Raw genomic sequence first — 22,136 nt, 5'->3', positions numbered from 1 at the left:
ACGTTTCGTTGACTCCTACGGGAAAAAGTGCGTTTTTATGTCGGACAACTGAAGAAGTTACTCTGCATGGTGACGTTTTTCGTACTGGAAACCATCGAGTAAAAAAAAGAGAATCGCCAGTGCCCAAATGCCGAGACAGCTGATCAAAAAGGCGACGAGCGGTGAAACGGCTCCGTAATAGCTGATGATTAACGGGTCATTCAGTTCAACGAACATCTGGGTCGTCAGCAACGTACAGATTAATCCGGATAAGAGGCTGATGAAGAGACCACTCCACGTCTTAATCACGAGGCCGATCATGCACGAGATGAGGATGAACAACAGGACGACGGCATTAAAGGCATCCGGCCGGATGAAGGCCGACACGTAGTCGGCATACATCGGAACGAAATAGAGCACCCCGGACAATAACCCTTGAACGAGGTTGATGACATAACTTTTCGAGCGCATTAGTGGAAACTCTCCCATCGTTCCATCAGTTCGAGGAGGTCCGTATCAATCTGATCCCGTTCTGCCGATAGCGCCGTCGCCTTCGGAATATCGTTGAAGACTTCCGGTTCGCAAAGCAGTTGTTCGATTTCAGTTGATCGAGTTTCCAGCCGTTCGATGTCTTGTTCGAGTTGTTCGAGCTGTTGTTTCTTTTTTCGTTCTTCTTTTTGCGCATCTTTGTCGATGCTTTTCGAAGCAGCGACTTTGATTGCTTTTTCTTCCTCTGCTTCGAGGCGGGCGATTTCTTCTTTCTCGGCCTTCTTCTCCATATAGTAAGAGTAGTCGCCGAGATAATCCGTCACACCGTCCGGATTCATCTCGATGACGCGTGTCGCAACCCGGTCGATGAAGTAACGGTCGTGGGAGACGAACAGGAGCGTGCCTTCATAGTCGACAAGTGCGTTCTCAAGCACCATCTTCGAATCAAGATCGAGGTGATTGGTCGGCTCATCGAGAATGAGGACGTTCGTTTTGCGTAATTTTAACTTCGCGAGGGCGAGGCGTCCGCGCTCGCCGCCGGATAATTCATGAACGAGCTTGAAGACATCATCACCACTGAACAGGAATTGACCGAGGACGGACCGGACTTGTTGTTCCCGCATCAACGGCCACTCGTTCCAAATTTCATCGATGACCCGGTTGCGGTCGTTGAGCTCGGCCTGCTCCTGATCGTAGTAGCCGACGGAAACGCCGGTCCCGAAACGATGTTCACCGAATAACGGTTTAATCCGGTTGACAAGAACTTTCAGTAACGTCGATTTTCCGATTCCGTTCGGACCAACGAGCGCGAGGGATTCGCCGCGTTGTAAGCGGAACGTGATGCCTTTTGAGACGGCTTCTTCATAGCCGACCGCGAGTTGCGTGACTTGTAACACATCGTTCCCACTTTGTTTTTCAATCGGGAACGACAGGACGGTGCTGCGTTCATCCCCATCCGGACGATCAATCCGGTCGACTTTTTCAAGACGTTTGCGGACGCTTTGTGCGCGTTTCGTCGTCGTCGCCCGTGCGATGTTACGCTGGATGAAGTCTTGCATCTTCGCGATGTCTTCCTGTTGCTGTTCGAACTGCTTCATCTCTTGTTCATACAGTGCTGCCTTTTGTTCCAAGTACTTCGTGTAGTTGCCGGTAAACTTCCGGCAGACGTTCCGTGACAGTTCATAGACGACGTTGACGACCTGGTCGAGGAAGTAACGGTCATGGGAGACGATCAAGACCGCTCCACGGTAACCAGCCAGGTAACTTTCGAGCCAAGAGAGTGTATCGATGTCGAGGTGGTTCGTCGGCTCGTCAAGAATCAACAGCTCAGGTGCCTGGAGCAACATCTTCGCCAGTGCGAGTCGCGTCCGTTGTCCACCGGATAGCGTCTGGATCCGGCGTGAATAATCGTCCGGATAAAAACGCATCCCGTGCAGGACGGAGCGGATGTTGGCTTCGAACTGGTAACCGCCGGCGTCCGAGAAGTCATGTTGGGCCTGATCGTATGTTTTCAACAGACGGTCGTAAGCAACAGCATCATTCAAGATATGGTCCATTCCCATCTCAATCTCCATCCGACGGAGCGAACGTTCCTGCTCTTGCAGATGCTCGAACACGGTCAACATTTCATTCCAAATCGTTTCATTCGACTCAAGACCACTGTCCTGGGCGAGGTAACCGATTTTCACTTCCTTACTCTTCATGATCTCACCAGAGTCATGACTGAGCTCTCCGGCGATGATTTTTAAAAGTGTTGATTTTCCGGCACCATTTCGTCCGACGAGCGCAATCCGGTCCCGCTCCTGCACTTCGAGTTTAATATTGTCTAAAATCGGCTCAACACCGAATGATTTTGATAGTTGGTTCACTTGTAAGAGAATCATAAAAACATCCATCCTTCCACCCTTTAGTCTATCATGAAAAAAACGCAGGAGTCCCGTGGAATATATTATTTGTTAGTCTATGTGAAGTGGTTTACAATCAAAGAGAATAGAATTCTTTGCATTGATTTGGGTGCCACGTCAGAACGTGGCCGAAGGGGGAACTGCAGTATGAATGGGCCAGACACAAAAATACCACAAGCGACGGCGAAACGACTGCCGTTATATTATCGTTTCATTCAGAGTCTTTATAACTCAGGCAAGCTGCGCGTCTCTTCAGCAGAGCTCAGTGAAGCGGTCAAAGTCGATTCAGCGACGATCCGCCGCGATTTTTCCTACTTTGGGGCGTTAGGGAAAAAAGGATACGGTTACAACGTACAACATCTATTGACGTTTTTCCGAAAGACACTGAATCAGGATGAAGTCACGAATGTGGCACTTGTCGGGGTCGGACATCTCGGAACGGCGTTTGCAAATTATAACTTTTTAAAGAATAATAGTACTCGGATAGTCGTTGCGTTTGATGCGGACGAAAACAAGGTCGGAACAACGACGCAAGACGTTCCTATCTATCATGTCTCTGACATGAAAGAGCAAATCGAAGCGAACAAGGTTGATGTCGCCATCTTGACGGTCCCATCCCAGTTCGCACAGTCAGTAGCGGATGAGTTAGTTGAGTATGGTGTGACCGGAATCCTGAACTTTACACCGGCGCGGTTGAACGTACCGGCCCATGTTCGGGTCCATCACATCGATTTGTCGATCGAGTTGCAGTCACTAGTTTATTTCATGAAGCATTATTCGCAATCAGCTGAAGGAGTGAAATCATAATGGAAAACCTTATTCCATCAACCATCGCGTTCATCGGACCAGGGAGCATCGCTTTAATCGGTGCCGTCGCGTTGATCATCTTCGGACCGAAAAAATTACCGGAGCTCGGTCGTGCTGCCGGTCAGACGTTAAAAGAGTTCAAGAGTGCGACACACGGCATCATGGACGATGATAAAGACAACAAGGATGAATCGAAAGAGAAGTGATTAAATTATGGCGATTGATCAAGAACAGAGTGTGACATCGCATCTAGACGAGTTGCGCAAGCGGATCGTCTGGTCACTCATCATCGTCGTCGTCTTGTTCGCCGCGGCCTTTCCGCTCGTCCGACCGCTCGTGCGTTTTCTGCAGTCGGACCTGAAAGAGCTCGGCATCGGATTGAATGCCTTTAATGTGGCCGATCCCCTGATGTTGTACTTGAATTTAGCGTTCATCATCGCGGTCGTCCTGGCTTCACCATTTTGGATGTACCAGCTATGGGCGTTCATCCGACCCGGTTTATTCGAACAGGAACAAAAAGCGACCTTGACGTATATTCCGGTCACGTTTTTCTTATTTTTGTCCGGAATCGCGTTCTCTTATTTTTGGTTACTTCCGTTTCTACTCAAAGTATCGACGGAACTTGGGCAAGAGCTCGGCATCGAGCAAGTCATCGGGGTCGAAAACTATTTCAGTTTCTTAATCCGGCTGACGATTCCGTTCGGTGTCTTGTTCCAACTGCCGGTCGTGACGATGTTCTTGACCCGTCTTGGACTCGTGACGCCATTGTTCATGCGGAAAAATCGGAAATATGCGTACTTTGCGCTGTTTGTCATCGCGGCTTTAATCTCTCCACCGGATGTGACGTCACATCTGATGATTTCGGTACCGTTGTTCGTCCTCTATGAAATCAGCATCATGATTTCAGCCCGGACGTACAAAAAAGTACTGATTCTTGAGCAACAGGCGGAGCTTAAGAGACAAGCGGATTTGATGCGTGAGTTGAATAAGTAACAGTCTCCTCTCGGTCGTTTCGGCGACGGAGAGATTTTTGTTTGGAAGCGCTCTTTTTATATTGAAAAAGTGAATCGATATGGTTTATACTGATTACAAGAATATGAGGGGGCTTAGCTCAGCTGGGAGAGCGTTTGGCTGGCAGCCAAAAGGTCGTCGGTTCGAGCCCGATAGTCTCCATATGTACATCACTTGGCATTTGCCGAGTGGTGTTTTTTGTTATAGTGGTGGCGGCAAAACAGAAGCTTACAGCCTGGATGATGTTGATGAACCGATTGAAGTCGTTTTCTGTGTTTATCCTTTTGAGGGAATGGGAAATTTCTTAATAGGTAATCAAGAGGGGGAAGCATTATGAATCCATTTACGACGTTAATTGCCTTCATCGTCGGCTGTCTTGTTCTGTATCTCGGAATCCGTGATAAGAACGGTTGGTTGATTGGTGTCGCGCTGATTCCGTTAGCAATTGTTGCGTATAGCGTCATCTATCTCATCATTCAAGTTTCAGCCTAGAAACTCCTTTTTTAAGGAAGTTTCTTTTTTTTTGAAACATAACTGGTAAACTGTAAGTATATGACAGTATAGACAGTTGAAACGAGGGAGGGCATTTCAGGATGGAACAAACGCTCCGCGAGGAACGATTACAGGCGTTGACGGTTGCTTATATCGAAAAAAATCAATTGCAGAATAAAAGTTGGGTCATCGCTGCCTTGATGGCGACAGCAGGAACGTTTACGGAAATCTTCAGCACGACCATGTACTTGAGTCTGTTACCGCTTGTCTTTCTCGTGTTTGATCTCCCGTTTCGACTCGAAAAACGAAAAATCCTGGCGCGCTATCTCTCAAGCGACCAAGTGACGAACCAATCGTTGCTGTGGCTCGGGATTCAATTCGTCTTGTACGGTTCGCTGTACACCGTGATACTTGAGACGAAAGAGATGTCGATCTGGAAAATTGCCCTTTGGATGCTGATCATCCTCGCACCGGTCTATTACGTTACGGACTGGTTGTTTAAAAAGATTGCCCGGTCAGGCGATCCCGACTTCGTCAGTGATAAAGAAATTCATGCGAATGTTAAAGAAGTGGAGGAGTGACAGGGTGAGTACATTGATTGAAAAACATACACGGCTCCAGCTGTTGGCAGCGCCGATTAAGAAAGTCCAGATGGGGGTGTTAATTCCCTTACTTTTGATTGGAGTCCTGTTTTGGTTCATCCCGAGCTTGCGACAAACGGGTTTATTTACAACGTTCGCACTCTCTTTACTGGCGTTAGGTGCTGCAGTGAGAGAAGTCATTCGCCTACAGGTTTTAAAGCAACGCCTCGCGAAGGACGTCTATAAAAAGACGGTCTTGAAAGTGGCACGTGTGTCGATGATCGGTTCGTTCATCCCGATCCTTCCACTTTATGTGGGGACTGTTTTTCCACAATACGCCGGTATTTCTTTTACGGTCTTTCTTATGTCGATCATCGTCGCCTATTTGATTGTGTCCCGATTGAACAAAAAAGCGAAACAACTGGATCCGGCATTCGTCACGATGCGTGAGATTGAGAGTTACCGTAAGTAAGCGAAACACACAAGAGGAGTGAACGGATGAGAAACACTTTAAGCACGTATCAAAAATGGACAAAAATCAGCCGGCAAATCCGGACGTATGTAATTGCGGGCGTATTTTTTGCGGTGCTGTTCTTCTCCGGAAGCGGGCACCTGACGGATTCAGCAGTTGGATTTTTGATTCTTACGCCGTTACTCGCCTATAATGGCATGCAGCGAGTGATCCAATCCGTTCTGTTAGTTCGGTCGAAGGTACAGGCGCGACCAGTCAGTCTAATGTTTGGTGGGATCACTTTACTCGAAGCGGTCTTTATTGCGGGTGCCGCAGTTGTCGCCCCGCACCTTGGACAGTGGGGCTATCTGTTTCCGCTAATGTTGTGGATTTCAGGGATGCTGCAATTTCAAAAGTGGACGGACCGGACGGTAGCGAAGCTCGATAAAAAGGATTTGCTTGAGACACCGAACCGAAAAGGAATCGAACACCGTCATCCGACGGGCGAAGGAATCGGGATGTAACGAGGAGGCAGACGATGGAGAGCATGCAACGCGAGCGGAAAATGGATTATATCCGATTTTCAAAACAGGCACGTTACATTCAAACGGTCTTGTTTGGACTGGTATTGTTTGTATTTCTCTTTTTAGCAGACGATTGGCATCTGACAGAATCATCGTTTCAGTATTTTTTGTTAGTCCCTTTGTTGTCCTATCAATGGATCGTCCGATTCCTGAAGTACCGCTATTTCAAGAAGCGATTTGACGGGCTTGAGGCCTGGGATCATCTCGGACTACCGTATATATTGATCAGTATCATCGAAGTACTGGTCGTCGTCCTGGGGCAAATCATCACGCCCTACGTAGCGCGTCCCGAATACATCGGACCGTTCCTTGTCTTTTTCCTAACGGTGCTGTCATTGGACCGAATTGTCGATAAACGGATTAAACGACTCGATCCGACACACTTATCAGAACAGGAATTGATCCGGGCGGAACGGGAAGAAAAACGAATCAAATATTGACTGGTCATCTTAGAGCAACAAAAAAACGCAAGAAGGCGGCGGATTCCGGATTCGCCTACTTCTTGCGTTTTTAGTTGTGACCGCATCATGTAGAGGTTATTTTTTTGACAGCAAATAAATGAAGTAAGGAGCACCGATGATCGCAACGACGATTCCTGCCGGGATGCCTTGCGGGTCAGCGATGTTCCGACCAATCGTATCGGCGAGGACGAGTAACCATCCGCCAATCAAAACGGCGATCGGTAAGAACAGTTGATGCCTTGGACCGACGAGGGCGCGCGCGATATGGGGCGCCATCAAACCGATGAAGGCGATCCCGCCTGTTACAGAAACGGCGGATGCAGCGAGTGCGACAGCGGCGAGTAACAGTTGGATGCGCTCCTTTTCAATCGCGACGCCGACGCCGATCGCAACCGGTTCATTCAGCGCCAGCAGATTGAGTTTGTTTGCCTTATAAAACGTAAACGGTACGAGAATAAGCAGCCAAGGCAATAACGCGTAGACGAATGTCCAGTCCGTTCCCCAGATGTTCCCGGCGAGCCATTTGGCGATGAAGTCGACCTTCTCACGGCGCGCGGATGAAATCAGGACGACCATGATGCCGGATAACGCCATCGAGAATCCGACCCCGGTCAAAATCAGACGAATCGGTTGCAGGCCACGGACACGGTCATACGATAAGGCATAAATGGCAATCGCTGTGATCAATGCCCCGATGAAGGCAGCAACCGGTAACCCATAGATGAACGCACCGACATCGACCGGGAAGTAAAGGAAGAAGGCGGCGATGGCGACACCAGCACCTGTATTGATACCGATGATGCCGGGATCTGCGAGTTCGTTGCGGGTGATGCCCTGAAGAATCGCACCGGATAAGGCGAGTGCCATGCCGGCGAGTACCGTGATTAAAATCCGCGGCAGGCGGAGTGAGAACAAAACAAACTCTTCTTTGAACGATCCTTGACCGAACAGTGTCGGCAGAAGCCGGTCGTACGAGAGGGAGGCGGGCCCAAGCCCGATACTGATGATGATCGTTCCGAACAATAACAGACTAAAGACGATAAAGATCAACCGCTGACGGCGGCGGAGCGATGTTTCAATCATGAGAACGCACGACCTCCTTTGCGGACGATGAGTAAGAAGAACGGCAGCCCGAGCATCGAGACGATCGCAACGACCGGTGTTTCGTATGGAGCATACAGTGTCCGGCCAATCGTGTCCGCGAGTAACATGAACGTTGCACCGAAGACGGCGGTCATCGGGAGGATGAAGCGGTAATCGGTGCCGACGATTGCGCGGACGATGTGCGGAATCATCAAGCCGATGAATGCCATGTTACCGACTAAAGCAACGGCGGCCCCGGCGAGCAGGATGACGACGACGTAGAGTACACCTTTAATCCGGGTGATGTTTTGCCCGAGCCCGAGTGCGACTTCTTCTGATAAGCTTAAAATCGTTAATTGACGTGAGAAGATCATCGCAATCGCGATGCCGATCAGGATGACGGGGGTGATGATTTGCAGTTGCCCCCAGGTCGTTCCAATCAGCCCGCCGGATGTCCATTGCGAGACGTCTTGAGCGATTTTGAAGTAAATGCCGATCCCTTCTGCGATTGCGTATAAAAAAGCAGAAATCGCGGCCCCGGCGAGGACGATTCGAAGTGGTGAAAACCCGCCACGTTTTGAGGCACCGATCCCGAAGACAAGTAGGGCACCGGCTGCTGCTCCAAGGAAACACGCGAGCATGATGCCGTAGTAATTGATACCGGGAATGAAGACGAGCGCAAGAGCAAGGGCCGCGTTCGCGCCTGCCGTCAGCCCAAGCAGTCCGGGATCGGCAAGGGGATTACGTGTCATCGCCTGCATGATCGCACCGGAGACACCGAGTGCAGCCCCGACCAGCACCGCAGCGACTTCGCGTGGTAACCGGATTTCCTGAATGATTTTTGCTTTATCGTTCAAGGGACCGAACGTCAAAGCGTTCCAGACCTCACGTATCGTCGTGTCGGCGGCACCGAACGTCATCGAGATCCAGAACATGACGACGAACAGGAGTAAACCGAACATGATTTTCAGTCCGAACGGGAATCGACCGGATGACATAGTTATCGTCTCACTTTCATTAGATAGTCAAAAAGGAGGGACCGAAAAATCGGTTCCCTCCTTATTTTTGTTACGCGCCAAGGAAACTTTTCTTGAAGAACTCGAGCTGACGTTCGAGCGTCAATGGATCATTGAAGTAAAATTCTTTCGAATCGACTTCGAAGACGTGGTTGTTTTTAACAGCAGGAATATTTTTGTATGTGTCTGTTTCTGTGAACGAGTTATCTGCTTCTGCCGTCTTACTGAAGATGAGGTAATCCCCTGCATATTCAGGTAAGACTTCCGGTGATAGCGCGTAATAGCCGTCTTTTAAAGCCATTTCCGTAACTTTTTCCGGCATCTTCAATTTCATTTCCTGGTAGAGGATTTCTGTACCGCGTCCCCAGTTGTCGCCGAAGACGTAAAGCTGTTTATCGAAGCTTTCGATGACAGAGACCGTCGCATCGTCACCGATTTTGGCTTTAATCTCTGTTCCGGCGTCCGCTGCGCGTGTTTGGAAGTCTTTGACCCAATCGCGTGCTTCTTGTTCTTTATTGAGCAATTTACCGATTTCGATATGTTGTGTCAAATAGTCGACTTTGCCGTACGTGTACGTGACGGTTGGAGCGATTTCTTTAAATTTATCGATGTTTTTCGTTGTATTGTAGCCGATGATGAGATCGGGTTCGAGTTCGATGACTTTTTCGACGTTTTCTTCTGATACTTCCTGGACGTCTTTCAAATCAAACTTCGGATTCGATTTTGACCACGAATCGACACCGACGAGAGGGACGTCGAGTGCCATGACGTTTCCGGCGAAACCGGCAAGGACGACGACGCGTTTCGGATCAGCCGGGACTTCGACGTCACCTTCTTCCGATTTATAGGTGATCGTTTCTTTTTTCGTATCGGAAGACGTATCTTCTGTTTTATCTGTATTGCCGCAGGCGGCGATGACGAGCGCTAAGAGTAATAAAATCGGTAAGAGTACTAGTTTCTTCATGTGGTTAATCTCCCTTGATTAAGTTGTAGGTGACACACATCGGCTTATTCGTCCGTGGATCACGACCGATTTCGGCATCGATATGGAATACTTCTTTTAAGACGTCATGCGAAATGACTTCCTCGCACGTTCCGGCTTTGACGACTTCGCCTTCTTTCATCGCGATGATGTAGTCGGCGAAACGGGCGGCCTGATTTAAATCATGTAACACCATGACGATCGTCCGGCCTTCCGTCCGGTTGAGATGCTCGAGCAGCTCGAGGACTTCGAGCTGGTGGGCGAGATCAAGGTAAGTCGTCGGCTCATCGAGGAAGATGATATCCGTCTCCTGCGCCAGCGCCATCGCAATCCAGACGCGTTGCCGTTGACCACCGGACAAGGCGTCGACCGGACGGTGTTTGAATGCCGTCGTATCCGTTGCCTCTAACGCCCAGTCAATGATCTCGTAATCATGTTTCGTTAAACGACCAAATCCTTTTTGATAAGGAAAACGACCGTATGAGACGAGCTCTGCGACCGTTAGACCGCTTGCACTTTCCGGTGTCTGAGGCAGGATCGCCATTTTCCGGGCAAGCAGCTTTGTACTTTCCTTCGCAATATCGAGACCGTCAAGCAGGGCACGACCAGACTGATGGGGGATGATTCGGGTCATCGCTTTCAATAAGGTCGATTTACCGCAACCATTCGCACCGATGATTGTCGTGATTTGCCGATCCGGAATCTGAACCGTCAAGTCTTTGACGATGGTACGATCTCCGTATCCGATACTGATTTCTTCTGTTGCTAGACGTACCATACGCAGAGGCTCCTTCTCGTTTAAAGCTGTTTTCATTGATAATGATTATCACTATCGTCTTTCTAACCATACCAGTCTCATAAAAACGCTGTCAACATTTTTTCTTGTCTTCAAGAGATGTTCACGTTATCATTGGGAATGAGAATGATAATCAGTCGTAGTCGAGAGCGAGGAGTGAGTGAGATGGAACAGCAGGAATTGTTTGATGTAACGGTAATTGGTGGAGGCCCGGCCGGGTTATACTCGACTTTCTATAGCGGATTACGCGGGATGAAGACGAAAATCATTGAATACCAGGCAGAGCTTGGTGGCAAGATTCATGTTTATCCGGAGAAGATGATTTGGGATGTCGGGGGACAGCCGCCCATTACCGGAGCGAAGCTGATCGAGCAACTCGTCGAACAAGGCTTAACGTTTAATCCGTCCGTGCACCTGAATGAAAAAATCATTTCAATCGCAAAAGACGTATTCGGAAACTTCGTCCTCGAAGCGGAGTCGGGAGAAATTCATTATTCGAAGACAGTCATCGTCGCTGTCGGCGGCGGAATCCTCAATCCCCAAAAACTGAAGATTGAAGGGGCCGAACGGTACGAAGTGTCGAACTTGAACTATACCGTCAAATCGATTGAGCGGTTTAAAGATAAGACGGTCCTGATTTCAGGTGGCGGGAACTCAGCGATCGACTGGGCGAACGAGCTCGAACCGATTGCGAAAAAAGTTTACGTCACATACCGGAAAGACTGTTTCACAGGTCACGAGGCACAAGTCGACCAACTCGTCCGAAGCTCAGCCGTCTGTCTCCTCAACACGACGATTCATAAGTTGATCGCAAGCGACGATCACCACCGGATTGCGTCCGTCGAATTGATTGATTGTGCGACGGACGTGACAAACATCGTTGACGTCGATGAAGTCATCATCAACCATGGCTACGAACGGGAAGCAGAGTTGCTCGCGAACTCGGAACTCGACATCAAACAAGTCGACGACTTTTACATCGCCGGTAACGCGTCGAGCGAATCAAGTGTACCGGGATTGTATGCAGCAGGAGATATTTTGACGCATGACGGCAAGGTGAACTTGATTTCGGGTACATTCCAGGACGCGGCAAACGCCGTCAACCGGGCGAAGCAGTTCATTGAACCGGATGCTGCCAAAGTCGCGATGGTCTCATCCCACAATGAAGTTTTCAAAAAACGGAACCGTGAATTGATTCAAGAAATGGTCAACGAAAAGTAAAAAACACCTGTCTTAAAGATCGCCCCTCGTCACATGGACGTCGGTCGTCTTTAGAGCAGGTGTTTTTTTTGTTTAAGGATTAATCTTCATCTTCATCTTCATGCTCGTCGTCCGAGTCATCATCTGAATCATCATCTTCGTCCTGACCTTGATCATCGTCTTGCTCGTCTTCTTCAACGTGACGGTGCTCTGATTTCGTTTCTTCGTGATCGAAGTACTCGAGTTCAATCTCCAACTCGTAAGAACCAGAGAGAGCGAATAAGCTGACGAGTTGTGCCCGTAATTCCTCTTCCGTCATCTTCGGATGTGACTCGATGAACTGAATCAATTGGCGGACACGGGTTTCATCGACCGTTGCGTCATTCGTTTTGACACGCAGCTGACTCTTCTTCTTTTTAAACTGGTATTTAATCTGACTTTGCATCGTCTCTGTCGCGAGAGCAATCTTCATTTTTTTCAGCATATCTTCATAGCGGTGACCGGCCTTGTTGCGTTCTTTGCCATCGAGAATTCCATCACCATCAGAATCCCGTTTATATGGTTTTGTCCCAAGCTCGAGTTCGATGTCGTTAGTTAAGCCATCACGGTCCGTATCTTCATGTGCGTCGCTGATCTTATCGCGGTCGCTGTCTTTCTTCCGTGGATTGAGTTTGAGCTTATATTCGGTGTAGTTGCTTAAGCCGTCATGGTCCGTATCTTGCTGCGCAAGTTTTTTCCCTTTAAGCTTGTACTTCTTTTCCCAGCTGTCATGGATTCCGTTCTTGTTGCGGTCATGCTTCGATGTTTTACTCTTCGCGTCGATTGAGCCGAGCGGCGTCAGCATCAAGGCACAAGCAAGACCGGCAGTAACGACATAATTGATTTTTTTCATGTGAACGTAGTCTCCTTTTGTGAACTTCGGTAACTGGCAAGCATAGCTTGAAGCGGTAGCCCCTATAGTTTTGCGTCACCACATTTCTGTGGGTTTGCCCGTTCGATTCCGGTGAAGAACCGTATCTTCAGTATAAGTGATTTGTTTCTATGGATAGATAAGGGTTTTTGATAATGAGTCAGTAAAATATATGTTTTGTACGAAGGTTAATTCATGAAAGAGATGCATGCGAAAAGATTTTTCTTCTCGTGCTTTCCTCGGGCGAGGCGTAAGCCGTTGCTTCTTGATTCTAGCGAACAAGAAGCAGGGTCTTACTTGCCTCTGACAGCGCAAGGGGTCTTGCGCTTTTTCCCGTAGGAGTCACGAGAAGTAACTCTTTTTTTGGTCACTTCGATTATTTCGAAACGGGAACAAGCTGACGATAGCGCGTCTAAAAAACTGTTCGCCTGATTTTCGATAAGGATACAGTGAGCAAGAGACAAAAAAATCCGCCCTTTCACGAACTGAATCGGTCAAGAGGCGGACAGGTTACTTATTCTTTATCATTTTTTTTGTTTTGTTCCTTCTCAATCATCTTCTTCGCAGCCATCCGGAAGCGGAAAATCAAGTAAAGACGGTAAAAGTCGATCGCTGCGAACAGTGTCAACAGAATCGTCCAAAAGTTAAAGACGGTTCCTGCCTCGATCGAGTTGCTGTACGCGAGGTACATGAAGAGAATACCGAACAGGGCATAAAATAATGCCATGAAGTTTGAGCCTTGGCGCATGAAAACACTACCTTTCGTAAGTTAAGTCATTGCATAGAGTGCGAGTACGACAATTCCGTTATTGAAAACGTGAATCGCAATCGGTGCTATGATGCGGCGCGTTTTGACGAAGACGAGTGAGAAAACAAAACTCATTGCGACATAAATCAAAAACTTGTTGTCTCCGTGGATGAACCCGAAGATAACACCACTGAGAACGAAGCTGAAGACGAAGTTCAGTTTTGTCGACAAGTTCCCGAACATAATGTGGCGGAATAAAAATTCTTCCATAATCGGTCCGAGTAAGACGACCATCAGCTGTAAAATCGGGATGACTTGGATTGCTTTCATGATGTCATCCGTATTTTGTGATTTCGCGACGTTTTCGAGTCCACCAGACATCCAGGCATCAAGAAGGTTGACGCTAATCAGTAAGGCGTACAGCAACACGATTCCGATCCCGATCCACTTTAATGTGTCGATCGGATCCGTCTGATTGCCCTCTGCTTTCCACTTCTGCCAGTCAGGACGAAGACAGAAGAACGAGACGATGACAGCGACGGTAAAGCCAATCGCCAGCCACCAGCCGACGACACTCGGAATTTGATTTTCAGGGATGAAGTATCTGAACGTACCTGGAACAAGCTGGACGATCAAATAAATCACAATCGGAATGATGTGACGGATTTGCCACTTATCAGCCATGTTGAACGGCAGATTGACGGAATTTTTCATCGGTCGGGACACAACTCCTTTGTATTAAAGGTACTGTCCCGATTGTAACAAACAAACCGGCCGGGCGCACGAATGGTGATGGTTCAAAGATGGCGATTTCGGGAAAACGGATAAGGGTTCAGGGTTGAATTTCGATTGAAAACCGTTTAAGATAAAAATATGTTAGCACTCCATTAAAGTGAGTGCTAAAAAACAGTCATTTTCAAGGAGGATGTTTCGCATGTTAAAACCACTTGGTGATCGCATCGTGATCGAAGTCGTTAAAAAAGAAGAAACAACACTCGGAGGAATCGTTCTTCCTGGGTCAGCGAAAGAAAAGCCACAAGAGGGTAAAGTCATCGCTGTCGGTACAGGCCGTGTGACAGAGCAGGGTGTACGTGTACCACTTGAAGTGAACGTCGGCGACCATGTCATCTACGCGCAGTACGCCGGGTCAGAAGTCAAAGTTGATGGCAATGAATACTTAATCTTACGCGAAAGCGATATTTTAGCAGTAGCACAATAATAAAAGGGGGATTTCAGTCATGGCAAAAGATATCTTATTCAGTGAAGAAGCACGCCGCGCGATGCTCCGCGGTGTCGACGCATTAGCAGACGCAGTCAAAGTGACGATCGGACCAAAAGGACGCAACGTCGTTCTCGAACGTAAATTCGGTTCACCACTCATCACGAACGATGGTGTGACGATCGCAAAAGAAATTGAACTTGAAGACCACTTTGAAAACATGGGTGCGAAGCTCGTCGCGGAAGTCGCGTCGAAAACGAACGAAATCGCAGGGGATGGTACGACAACAGCGACAGTCCTCGCACAAGCGATGATCCGTGAAGGACTCAAAAACGTCACAGCGGGCGCGAACCCGATGGTCATCCGTAAAGGAATCGAAAAAGCGGTCCGTCGTGCCGTCGAAGAGCTCCACGAAATCGCAAAACCGATCGAAGGCAAAGAAGCGATCGCACAAGTTGCGGCGATTTCTGCTGCTGACGAAGAAGTCGGTCAATTGATCGCAGAAGCAATGGAACGTGTCGGTCAGGACGGTGTCATCACGATCGAAGAGTCACGCGGCTTCACGACAGAACTCGACGTCGTTGAAGGAATGCAGTTCGATCGTGGTTATGCGTCACCATACATGATCACGGATTCAGACAAGATGGAAGCTGTCCTTGAGAACCCATACATCTTAGTCACAGATAAAAAAATCTCGAACATCCAGGAAATCTTGCCGGTCCTTGAGCAAGTCGTCCAACAAAACAAACCGCTCTTAATCATCGCGGAAGACGTCGAAGGCGAAGCACTAGCGACACTCGTCGTCAACAAACTCCGTGGAACATTCAACGCGGTTGCGGTCAAAGCACCAGGCTTCGGTGACCGTCGTAAAGCGATGCTCGAAGACATCTCGATCGTCACAGGCGCAGAACTGATCACTGAAGAGCTCGGTCTTGATTTAAAAGAAACACAAATCATGCAACTCGGTCGTGCGTCGAAAGTCGTCGTCTCAAAAGACAACACGACAATCGTCGAAGGACACGGACACAGTGATTCAATCGAAGCACGTGTCGGCGCCATCCGTGCACAAATCGAAGAAACATCAAGCGACTTCGACCGTGAAAAACTGCAAGAGCGTCTCGCGAAACTCGCGGGCGGCGTAGCTGTCGTCAAAGTCGGGGCAGCAACAGAAACAGAATTGAAAGAACGCAAGCTCCGAATTGAAGATGCACTCAACGCAACACGTGCAGCCGTCGAAGAAGGAATCGTTGCCGGTGGGGGAACAGCCTTCATCCACGTGACGAAAGCCGTCGAATCAATTCTTGCTGTCTCAACAGGCGACGAAGCAACAGGCGTCAACATCGTTCTCCGTGCGCTCGAAGCACCGCTCCGCCAAATCGCGGAAAACGCCGGTCAAGAAGGTTCAGTCATCGTCGAACGTCTCAAACATGAAGCGCAAGGCATGGGCTACAACGCCGCGACAGACGAGTACGTCGACATGATTGAAGCGGGAATCGTCGACCCGGCGAAAGTAACGCGTTCTGCCCTTCAAAACGCAGCGTCTGTTTCAGCAATGTTCTTAACGACAGAAGCCGTCATCGCCGACAAACCAGAACCAGCCGGATCTGCTCCTGCAATGCCTGATATGGGCGGCATGGGTGGAATGGGCGGCATGATGTAATAAAAAGAATTAGAGGTTTTTCAAAAGTTCTTTAAACTTTTGGAAAACCTTTTTTGTTTATTTTTTTATATACATATATGAATTTTGTAATAAATAGTTCAATGAAGTTTATATGAAATAAAAAAAGGCTATTATTTCATTTTTTGTTATAATAAAACAGTGTTTTTGTATTGTTCAAAAATTCAATTATATTAGATTTACTAGTTTAGAAAGGACGTGTAAATATTGGAGCTAAAAAAATTAACAGTAAAAAATTTTCGTAACTTTAATGAAATACAAGTAGAGCTTACTAATCAAAATGTTATTTTTGGAATGAACGATGTTGGTAAAACTAACTTATTGTATGCACTAAGATTTCTATTAGATCGTCAAATAAGAAAAGATGGATTTAAAGACAGTGACTTTTTTCAGAAAAATACTGATTTAACTGTAGAAATAACTTTAGAACTGAGTTTAACAGATAGAACATCTAGTAATGATACCCAGCATCTCATTTCTAAAATAAAAGGAAGTCGAAAAATAGAAGAGCTTGAAAAATTTTATATACAAGTTAAGGGAACGTATGATGAAACTGAATATTTTGGTGTTCCAAACTTATTTTGGGGAAGTGTGTTAAATGAATTGGAACCTATTCCACAAAATGGTTTATTTTCTGATTTAGATAAAATATTTAAGGTTGTGTATATTGATCCAGCTATTGATTTAGAGAGTACTTTTTCAAAAAATAGGAAAAAATTATTTGATCAAAGAAAATTAAATGAACCTGATATTACTTTATCCAATAAAATAAAGCAAATGACAGAAGATATGAACAAATTAATTGGTGACATGGAACTAATTCAAGAATTTCAAGAAACATTAACATCTGAATATAAAACTTTGAAAACAGAAGAAATTAAAATAGAAATGAAATCAGAAATGGCTATTAATGGATATTTCAGCGACTTAATTCCTTATATAAAACGAAATAACGATGATAAACACTATCCGACTTCTGGAGATGGAAGAAAAAAAATATTGGCATATTCATTATTGAATCATTTAACCAAAGAATATGAAGCAAATAAAATCGTTATTTATTTAATTGAAGAACCTGAAAATAGTCTCCATCGCTCAATGCAAATAGCGTTATCAAAACAATTGTTTGAAAATAGGGTTTATGGCTATTTCTTTTTATCTACACACTCGTCCGAATTATTATATGAGGTAGATAATGCTTCTTTAATAAGGGTGTTTTCTGAAGAAAGAATTCAATGTGCTTCTCACATTTACAAAGTTGATGAAGAATATGCAGAAATTAAAAAAGAATTAAATCGTTCATTGTCTACAGCATTATTTGCTAATAAAGTCTTGTTGATCGAAGGTCCATCAGAACGAGTACTTTTTGAAAAAGTACTTGAAGAAACCTATCCAACATATGAATTGGAAGGAGGATACATTTTGGAAGTTGACGGTATAAAATTTAAGCCTTATTACAAAGTTTTAAAAGATTTAGAGATTGAAACAATAGTAAAAACTGATAACGATTTAAAGTCTAAAAGCAATAATAAAACGAGCTTTGATTTGATAGGACTTAATAGATGTTTAGAATTGATTGGGCAAGATAAAAAAGAAGCGGTCAAAATAGATTATTCTACAATAGATGAACATGGTAAAAAACAATGGCTTAAATCACGAAAAGAATTATTATTAAGAGCGAAAAAAGAAAGAATATATTCTTCTGAAGTAAAGGATATTGAATTATTGAAATCAAAAGATATTTATTTATCAAAAATTGATTTAGAACATGACTTGTATGAGGTTATTGATGATGAAATGGTAGAAATTTTAGGGGATAACCCTGTGAAATATTTACAAAATTCAAAGATGTTAAATATGATTACTTTAACAAAAGGATTAAAGAAGAAAGACTGTGAAAAGATAATAAATCACGATTTATTTAAAGCTTTAAAAAGGTTGGTAGATTAACATGGTTTTAGTCGATCAGATGGCTAGAGATGGAATTCTAAATAATGAAGGTAGTATAGCGATTTCTGCTAGTGCGGGTTCAGGAAAGACTACAATAATGATAAAAAAAATCAAAAAAATCTTAGATAGTATTGACAATCATAAAACAATTGCAGCAATTACTTTTACTACAAAAGCTACTTCAGAAATAAAAAGAAAAGCAGAAAGCGAAGGAATAAATAAAGAATTTGTTGCTATGACAAATGATTCCTTTATTGAACAAGAAATAATTCGTCCATTTATTTCAGACACTTATGGTAATGATTATAAAAAAGATTTTATTATTGATTATAGTTATAAATTCAATAGTTTTGAGGAAGGTAAAGCTGTTATCGTAAATCAAAATAAATTAGGAGTTTTCGAAAAAATTAAAGAAAATTTCAAATTTAGATTAGCTCTTGATATTTTAAAGAATAATATAGCGGCTCAACAATACATTCAATCAAAATATAAAATGGTATTTTTAGACGAGTACCAAGATTCAGATTTAGATATGCATAATCTATTTATGTATTTTAAAAATGAGCTCAAGATAAAATTATTTATTGTTGGCGATTCTAAGCAAGCCATTTATCTTTGGAGGGGTGCTCAGAGTAATATATTTGAATTACTAGAACAACAGAAAGGCATAGAGACTTATGAGCTTATAACAAACTTCAGAAGCCATGATGAAATAGTTAATTATGCTAATCTACTTCACAATAAGAGTTATTTCAATAAGAATTATAGTAAAACTGTCGAACGTGTAATTCTTCATAAAACCTCAGACTTTGTAAAAAGCTTTACTCAAATGATTGAATCCAATGAAATAGATTATGAAAAAGAAATAACTATCATTATTAATATTAATGAAGAAGCTAAGTTATGCACAAAAATCTTAAATGAAAGTGGTTATAATTTTCAATTCATCCCTAAAACACCTATCGATAATAATACACCTAATAGTTCTTTACTTCATTACTTAGCTTGTTATGTGCTGGATGATAATTATACGATATATGATTTTGTAGAAGATACTAATTTAGATTCACGAAGACAAGCAATTATGAGATTGAAGGATGTTATTAGTATACTTAAAAATGGACAAGAACTTAATGAAAATACTATTAACACGACGATTACTGAACTATCTAATCTAATGCAGATAAACGTTACAAACGATGAACTTGAATTATTTATACAGACTATAAGGAATGTTGAATTCCATAGTGCGTTTGTAAAATCTGACGAAAAACACAAAGTAATGACAGTGTTTGGATCCAAAGGCTTAGAATTTGATCAAGTAATCAGCTTTTCAAAATATTATAAAATATATATTGATCGAGACCTTCAAAATCATTATGTATGTATCACTAGGGCTAAAAGTAAATTTATTATGATTTCTAATAATGTATATAATGATCATATAGTGCATAAATTAGATTTGACAAAAATGAAGTGCCTTAACAATCTAGTTAAGATTATTTATTGAATTTTTCAGTTCAATATATAAAATTAACTTATTAATAAAAATGATTTGTCATCAAAGTTAAATACAACATTACTTCTTAATGAAAAATATTATATGTAAAAGATGGATATGATGAAATGACTAGAAATAATCTTTGGGTAAATAGCAAAAAGCGATAACCATAACTTTTGCTTAAAGCTTCAAAAAACTTTGACTCATGATAGTTTTTAATTTAATCGGATAATACTGACGAACAAATTTATATGGATAGAATAAAAGGGGCCGGAATTAAAATCCGACTCTTTTTTATTCGTTTCATAAAACTGATTGTATCGTGTGAATCAATTAAAGAATTGGTTGCAACAAAGCGCATGGAAAAAAGATTTCTTAAATTCTTATTGTTTCAAAGCATTTTGGTCAGTGATTTTATCCGATAGTTGTAATCGCTCTCTCACATCCTTCACCTGACTGCGACAGAACTTCATCTCGACTTTCTTTTCCGTCAATACGTAACAGATGCCGTTGCCGGCTTTTTCCTTTAGGTTCGCTTCGTAATAGTAGTCCTTGTAACGGAACGAACCGTCACAGAAAGCGGTCAGATTCGGTTCGTCATCGAGCAGGGAGTTGCCCATCATATACGGGGACTCGAGATTGAGTAAATCAACGATCGTCGGAGCGATATCAATTTGTCCGCCGTTCTCTTGGATGATTTCTCCCGTGTCTTGATTTGGTTTTTTGATGAATAACGGCACTTGGCGGTCGAGGGCGAAGGCATCGACGGCATTGTCGATCTGCGCTTTTTGTTGCATCTCACTGCCTTCGTTCGTCAAGCCGCTGTCGTGATCGCCGTAAAAGATGACGAGTGTCTCGTCCCACATGTCTTTTGCCTTCAACTCATTGACCATCTGTCCGACGGCCTCGTCGACATAATGGACGGTCTGGTAATACCGTTTCAACATCGGATCCTTATATCCGGACAGATCAAGCGTCTAATCTTCCTGATCGATCTATACGGCGTATGACTCGTCAGCGCGACTAAGAACGAGAAGAACGGTTCTTGCAACGTCTCCATGTGATCAATCGATTCGAGAAAAAACTGTTGATCGTTTAGCGCCATCCCGATTTCCTTCTCTTTTGAATAATCCTTTTGGCTGAAGAAGTGCTAAAAACCGATGTTCTGATAGACATCGTCACAGTTCCAGAAACCTTTTTCGTAGGCATGCATCGCTGCCGTATCGTATCCGCTTTTCTCAAGTAACGCAGGTAGTGGTTCGAATTCATTCAATGGATATTGCGTATAGACGGAACCTCATTTTAATGGATAAAGCGATGTATTCGTAATGAACTCAGCGTCCGAAGTCCGTCCTTCATGCGTCTGATGGTAGAACGACGAGAAGTAGAGTGATTCCTTCTTCAACTGATTCAGGTTCGGTGTCACTTCTTCACCATTGATGGTTTTGGTTTGGTCGATGACTGAAGCCTGAAACGACTCGAGCTGAACAAGAATGTCTAAGCTTAGATTCGTGCTCTTGTCTCTAATAGGCCATTATTTACAGTCTGCTATTATTAGAAATAAGTGTGCCAATACTCTCATCAACAAATCTATATATTTTGTGATAGATTAATACTCCGTGCACTCTTCTGTTTTTCAATATGTTGTAGATTTGTATTAGAAAAGACGAAATTAAAATATATTAGGAAGGCGGGAATATATGAAGAAAAACGTAGAAATCACAATTCAACCTTTAACGGAACAATCCATAACTATCATCAGCGACACAAATGAATCGTTCCCCGTCATTGGTAAAGTCCTTCCTCGTTTTTTTGACGGCATTTGGTCTTACGAAGAACAGTTATACGATACTCCATCAGAAATCCGTTTCCCGGATGACAAACTGGATTGGTCTACTTATATCGACAGCAGTGAAAAAATTATTTTGTTAGCATTTCATGAGAATGAATGCATTGGACAAATCCGTCTCGTCAAGGACTGGAATCGTTTGGCCTACATTGAAAATATCGCTGTCCGAAGCAGTTTCCGGAAAAATGGTGTCGGCCATTTGTTGCTTGAAGCAGCCGAAACCTGGGCGAAGGAACAGTCGTTGATCGGCTTATCGCTTGAAGCGCAAAACGATAATTTGATTGCCTGCCGTTTTTACGTAAAAGAAGGATTTGTTCTTGGTGGGGTGGATACGCTGAAGCAGTCGGCTAATCCGGAAATCGATATCACATTGTACTGGTATAAACTTTTTTAAACGGTTATTGACGCACACACTCATATGAACAGAACAGAGGGAGCCGGAATT

At 44.4% G+C, this 22,136-nt stretch carries 24 protein-coding genes, 1 tRNA gene and 1 riboswitch; of the genes, 15 read left to right on the top strand and 10 right to left on the bottom strand.

Annotated elements, in window-relative coordinates; genetic code table 11:
• Nucleotides 1–57 precede the first annotated feature (57 nt).
• Both KNP94_RS13935 and KNP94_RS13930 read right to left on the bottom strand, forming a co-directional pair.
• Entirely contained in the window at nucleotides 58–450 is a 393-nt protein-coding gene (locus KNP94_RS13935; RefSeq protein WP_029331882.1) for a hypothetical protein, read from the bottom strand.
• The gene (locus tag KNP94_RS13930) at nucleotides 450–2,351 is read right to left on the bottom strand and encodes an ABC-F family ATP-binding cassette domain-containing protein (RefSeq protein WP_088838041.1); all 1,902 of its coding nucleotides are present in this window, start codon (nucleotides 2,349–2,351) and stop codon (nucleotides 450–452) included. The genes KNP94_RS13935 and KNP94_RS13930 overlap by 1 nt, the downstream gene beginning before the upstream one ends.
• A gap of 168 nt (nucleotides 2,352–2,519) precedes the next feature.
• Between KNP94_RS13930 and KNP94_RS13925 the strand changes: the two genes are divergently transcribed.
• The 9 genes from KNP94_RS13925 to KNP94_RS13885 all read left to right on the top strand — a co-directional run bounded on the left by KNP94_RS13925 (nucleotide 2,520) and on the right by KNP94_RS13885 (nucleotide 6,738).
• A complete protein-coding gene (locus KNP94_RS13925) occupies nucleotides 2,520–3,179 on the top strand; it encodes a redox-sensing transcriptional repressor Rex (protein ID WP_088838040.1) in 660 nt (219 codons plus the stop codon).
• Nucleotides 3,179–3,385 (top strand): twin-arginine translocase TatA/TatE family subunit, encoded by a 207-nt coding sequence (locus KNP94_RS13920; RefSeq protein WP_214770921.1) that lies wholly within the window; start codon nucleotides 3,179–3,181, stop codon nucleotides 3,383–3,385. Before KNP94_RS13925 ends, KNP94_RS13920 begins: the two co-directional genes overlap by 1 nt.
• Before the next feature lie 7 nt (nucleotides 3,386–3,392).
• Nucleotides 3,393–4,172, top strand: a complete 780-nt coding sequence (gene tatC / locus KNP94_RS13915; RefSeq protein WP_215115862.1) for a twin-arginine translocase subunit TatC — start codon at nucleotides 3,393–3,395, stop codon at nucleotides 4,170–4,172.
• Nucleotides 4,173–4,279: 107 nt separating this feature from the next.
• Nucleotides 4,280–4,352 (top strand) — tRNA-Ala (locus tag KNP94_RS13910).
• Between the two features lie 171 nt (nucleotides 4,353–4,523).
• Entirely contained in the window at nucleotides 4,524–4,682 is a 159-nt protein-coding gene (locus tag KNP94_RS13905) for a hypothetical protein (RefSeq protein WP_034801002.1), read from the top strand.
• Nucleotides 4,683–4,783: 101 nt separating this feature from the next.
• Nucleotides 4,784–5,263, top strand: coding sequence for a hypothetical protein (locus KNP94_RS13900; protein ID WP_215115861.1), 480 nt, complete (start codon nucleotides 4,784–4,786; stop codon nucleotides 5,261–5,263).
• A gap of 4 nt (nucleotides 5,264–5,267) precedes the next feature.
• On the top strand, nucleotides 5,268–5,735 hold the full coding sequence (locus tag KNP94_RS13895) for a hypothetical protein (protein WP_215115860.1): 468 nt from the start codon (nucleotides 5,268–5,270) through the stop codon (nucleotides 5,733–5,735).
• Nucleotides 5,736–5,761: 26 nt separating this feature from the next.
• A complete protein-coding gene (locus KNP94_RS13890) occupies nucleotides 5,762–6,238 on the top strand; it encodes a hypothetical protein (protein WP_215115859.1) in 477 nt (158 codons plus the stop codon).
• A gap of 14 nt (nucleotides 6,239–6,252) precedes the next feature.
• Complete coding sequence (locus tag KNP94_RS13885) at nucleotides 6,253–6,738, top strand: hypothetical protein (protein ID WP_214808932.1); 486 nt, start codon at nucleotides 6,253–6,255, stop codon at nucleotides 6,736–6,738.
• A 96-nt stretch (nucleotides 6,739–6,834) separates the two neighbouring features.
• Here the strand turns inward: KNP94_RS13885 and KNP94_RS13880 are convergent, their stop codons facing one another.
• The 4 genes from KNP94_RS13880 to KNP94_RS13865 all read right to left on the bottom strand — a co-directional run bounded on the left by KNP94_RS13880 (nucleotide 6,835) and on the right by KNP94_RS13865 (nucleotide 10,618).
• Nucleotides 6,835–7,842 (bottom strand): FecCD family ABC transporter permease, encoded by a 1,008-nt coding sequence (locus KNP94_RS13880; RefSeq protein WP_251132107.1) that lies wholly within the window; start codon nucleotides 7,840–7,842, stop codon nucleotides 6,835–6,837.
• Nucleotides 7,839–8,840, bottom strand: a complete 1,002-nt coding sequence (locus tag KNP94_RS13875) for a FecCD family ABC transporter permease (protein WP_215115858.1) — start codon at nucleotides 8,838–8,840, stop codon at nucleotides 7,839–7,841. The genes KNP94_RS13880 and KNP94_RS13875 overlap by 4 nt, the downstream gene beginning before the upstream one ends.
• A 70-nt stretch (nucleotides 8,841–8,910) precedes the next feature.
• Nucleotides 8,911–9,822, bottom strand: a complete 912-nt coding sequence (locus KNP94_RS13870) for an iron-hydroxamate ABC transporter substrate-binding protein (protein ID WP_029331865.1) — start codon at nucleotides 9,820–9,822, stop codon at nucleotides 8,911–8,913.
• 4 nt (nucleotides 9,823–9,826) lie between these two features.
• Complete coding sequence (locus tag KNP94_RS13865) at nucleotides 9,827–10,618, bottom strand: ABC transporter ATP-binding protein (protein WP_029331864.1); 792 nt, start codon at nucleotides 10,616–10,618, stop codon at nucleotides 9,827–9,829.
• Nucleotides 10,619–10,801: 183 nt separating this feature from the next.
• On the opposite strand from KNP94_RS13865, the gene KNP94_RS13860 reads away from it, so the two are divergent.
• Nucleotides 10,802–11,857, top strand: coding sequence for an NAD(P)/FAD-dependent oxidoreductase (locus KNP94_RS13860; protein WP_088838031.1), 1,056 nt, complete (start codon nucleotides 10,802–10,804; stop codon nucleotides 11,855–11,857).
• A gap of 79 nt (nucleotides 11,858–11,936) precedes the next feature.
• Here the strand turns inward: KNP94_RS13860 and KNP94_RS13855 are convergent, their stop codons facing one another.
• The 3 genes from KNP94_RS13855 to KNP94_RS13845 form a co-directional block, all read right to left on the bottom strand.
• Nucleotides 11,937–12,728: a hypothetical protein gene (locus tag KNP94_RS13855; RefSeq protein WP_215115857.1), complete on the bottom strand. Its 792-nt coding sequence runs from the start codon at nucleotides 12,726–12,728 to the stop codon at nucleotides 11,937–11,939.
• Between the two features lie 25 nt (nucleotides 12,729–12,753).
• A riboswitch (cyclic di-GMP riboswitch) is annotated at nucleotides 12,754–12,837 on the bottom strand.
• A 423-nt stretch (nucleotides 12,838–13,260) separates the two neighbouring features.
• Nucleotides 13,261–13,494: a DUF4305 domain-containing protein gene (locus KNP94_RS13850; RefSeq protein WP_029331862.1), complete on the bottom strand. Its 234-nt coding sequence runs from the start codon at nucleotides 13,492–13,494 to the stop codon at nucleotides 13,261–13,263.
• 21 nt (nucleotides 13,495–13,515) lie between these two features.
• Nucleotides 13,516–14,208 (bottom strand): CPBP family intramembrane glutamic endopeptidase, encoded by a 693-nt coding sequence (locus KNP94_RS13845; RefSeq protein WP_215115856.1) that lies wholly within the window; start codon nucleotides 14,206–14,208, stop codon nucleotides 13,516–13,518.
• Nucleotides 14,209–14,428: 220 nt separating this feature from the next.
• Between KNP94_RS13845 and groES the strand changes: the two genes are divergently transcribed.
• From groES to KNP94_RS13825, 4 genes are all read left to right on the top strand, one after another.
• Complete coding sequence (gene groES, locus KNP94_RS13840; protein ID WP_029331860.1) at nucleotides 14,429–14,713, top strand: co-chaperone GroES; 285 nt, start codon at nucleotides 14,429–14,431, stop codon at nucleotides 14,711–14,713.
• A gap of 19 nt (nucleotides 14,714–14,732) precedes the next feature.
• The gene (gene groL, locus KNP94_RS13835; RefSeq protein ID WP_029331859.1) at nucleotides 14,733–16,373 is read left to right on the top strand and encodes a chaperonin GroEL; all 1,641 of its coding nucleotides are present in this window, start codon (nucleotides 14,733–14,735) and stop codon (nucleotides 16,371–16,373) included.
• 225 nt (nucleotides 16,374–16,598) lie between these two features.
• A complete protein-coding gene (locus tag KNP94_RS13830) occupies nucleotides 16,599–18,341 on the top strand; it encodes an ATP-dependent nuclease (protein ID WP_215115855.1) in 1,743 nt (580 codons plus the stop codon).
• 1 nt (nucleotide 18,342) lies between these two features.
• Nucleotides 18,343–19,851, top strand: a complete 1,509-nt coding sequence (locus KNP94_RS13825; protein WP_215115854.1) for a UvrD-helicase domain-containing protein — start codon at nucleotides 18,343–18,345, stop codon at nucleotides 19,849–19,851.
• 374 nt (nucleotides 19,852–20,225) lie between these two features.
• On the opposite strand, the gene KNP94_RS16000 is transcribed toward KNP94_RS13825, so the two are convergent.
• The gene (locus KNP94_RS16000) at nucleotides 20,226–20,789 is read right to left on the bottom strand and encodes an LTA synthase family protein (protein ID WP_251132670.1); all 564 of its coding nucleotides are present in this window, start codon (nucleotides 20,787–20,789) and stop codon (nucleotides 20,226–20,228) included.
• A 753-nt stretch (nucleotides 20,790–21,542) separates the two neighbouring features.
• On the opposite strand from KNP94_RS16000, the gene KNP94_RS13815 reads away from it, so the two are divergent.
• Nucleotides 21,543–22,085: a GNAT family N-acetyltransferase gene (locus KNP94_RS13815; RefSeq protein WP_215115853.1), complete on the top strand. Its 543-nt coding sequence runs from the start codon at nucleotides 21,543–21,545 to the stop codon at nucleotides 22,083–22,085.
• The last annotated feature ends 51 nt before the right edge of the window (nucleotides 22,086–22,136 follow it).

This window comes from Exiguobacterium sp. s80 (genome assembly GCF_018618725.1).
GTDB lineage: Bacteria > Bacillota > Bacilli > Exiguobacteriales > Exiguobacteriaceae > Exiguobacterium_A > Exiguobacterium_A oxidotolerans.
The sequence above is the reverse complement of the archived record's forward strand: the minus strand, read 5'-3'. Positions and strand labels throughout refer to the sequence as shown.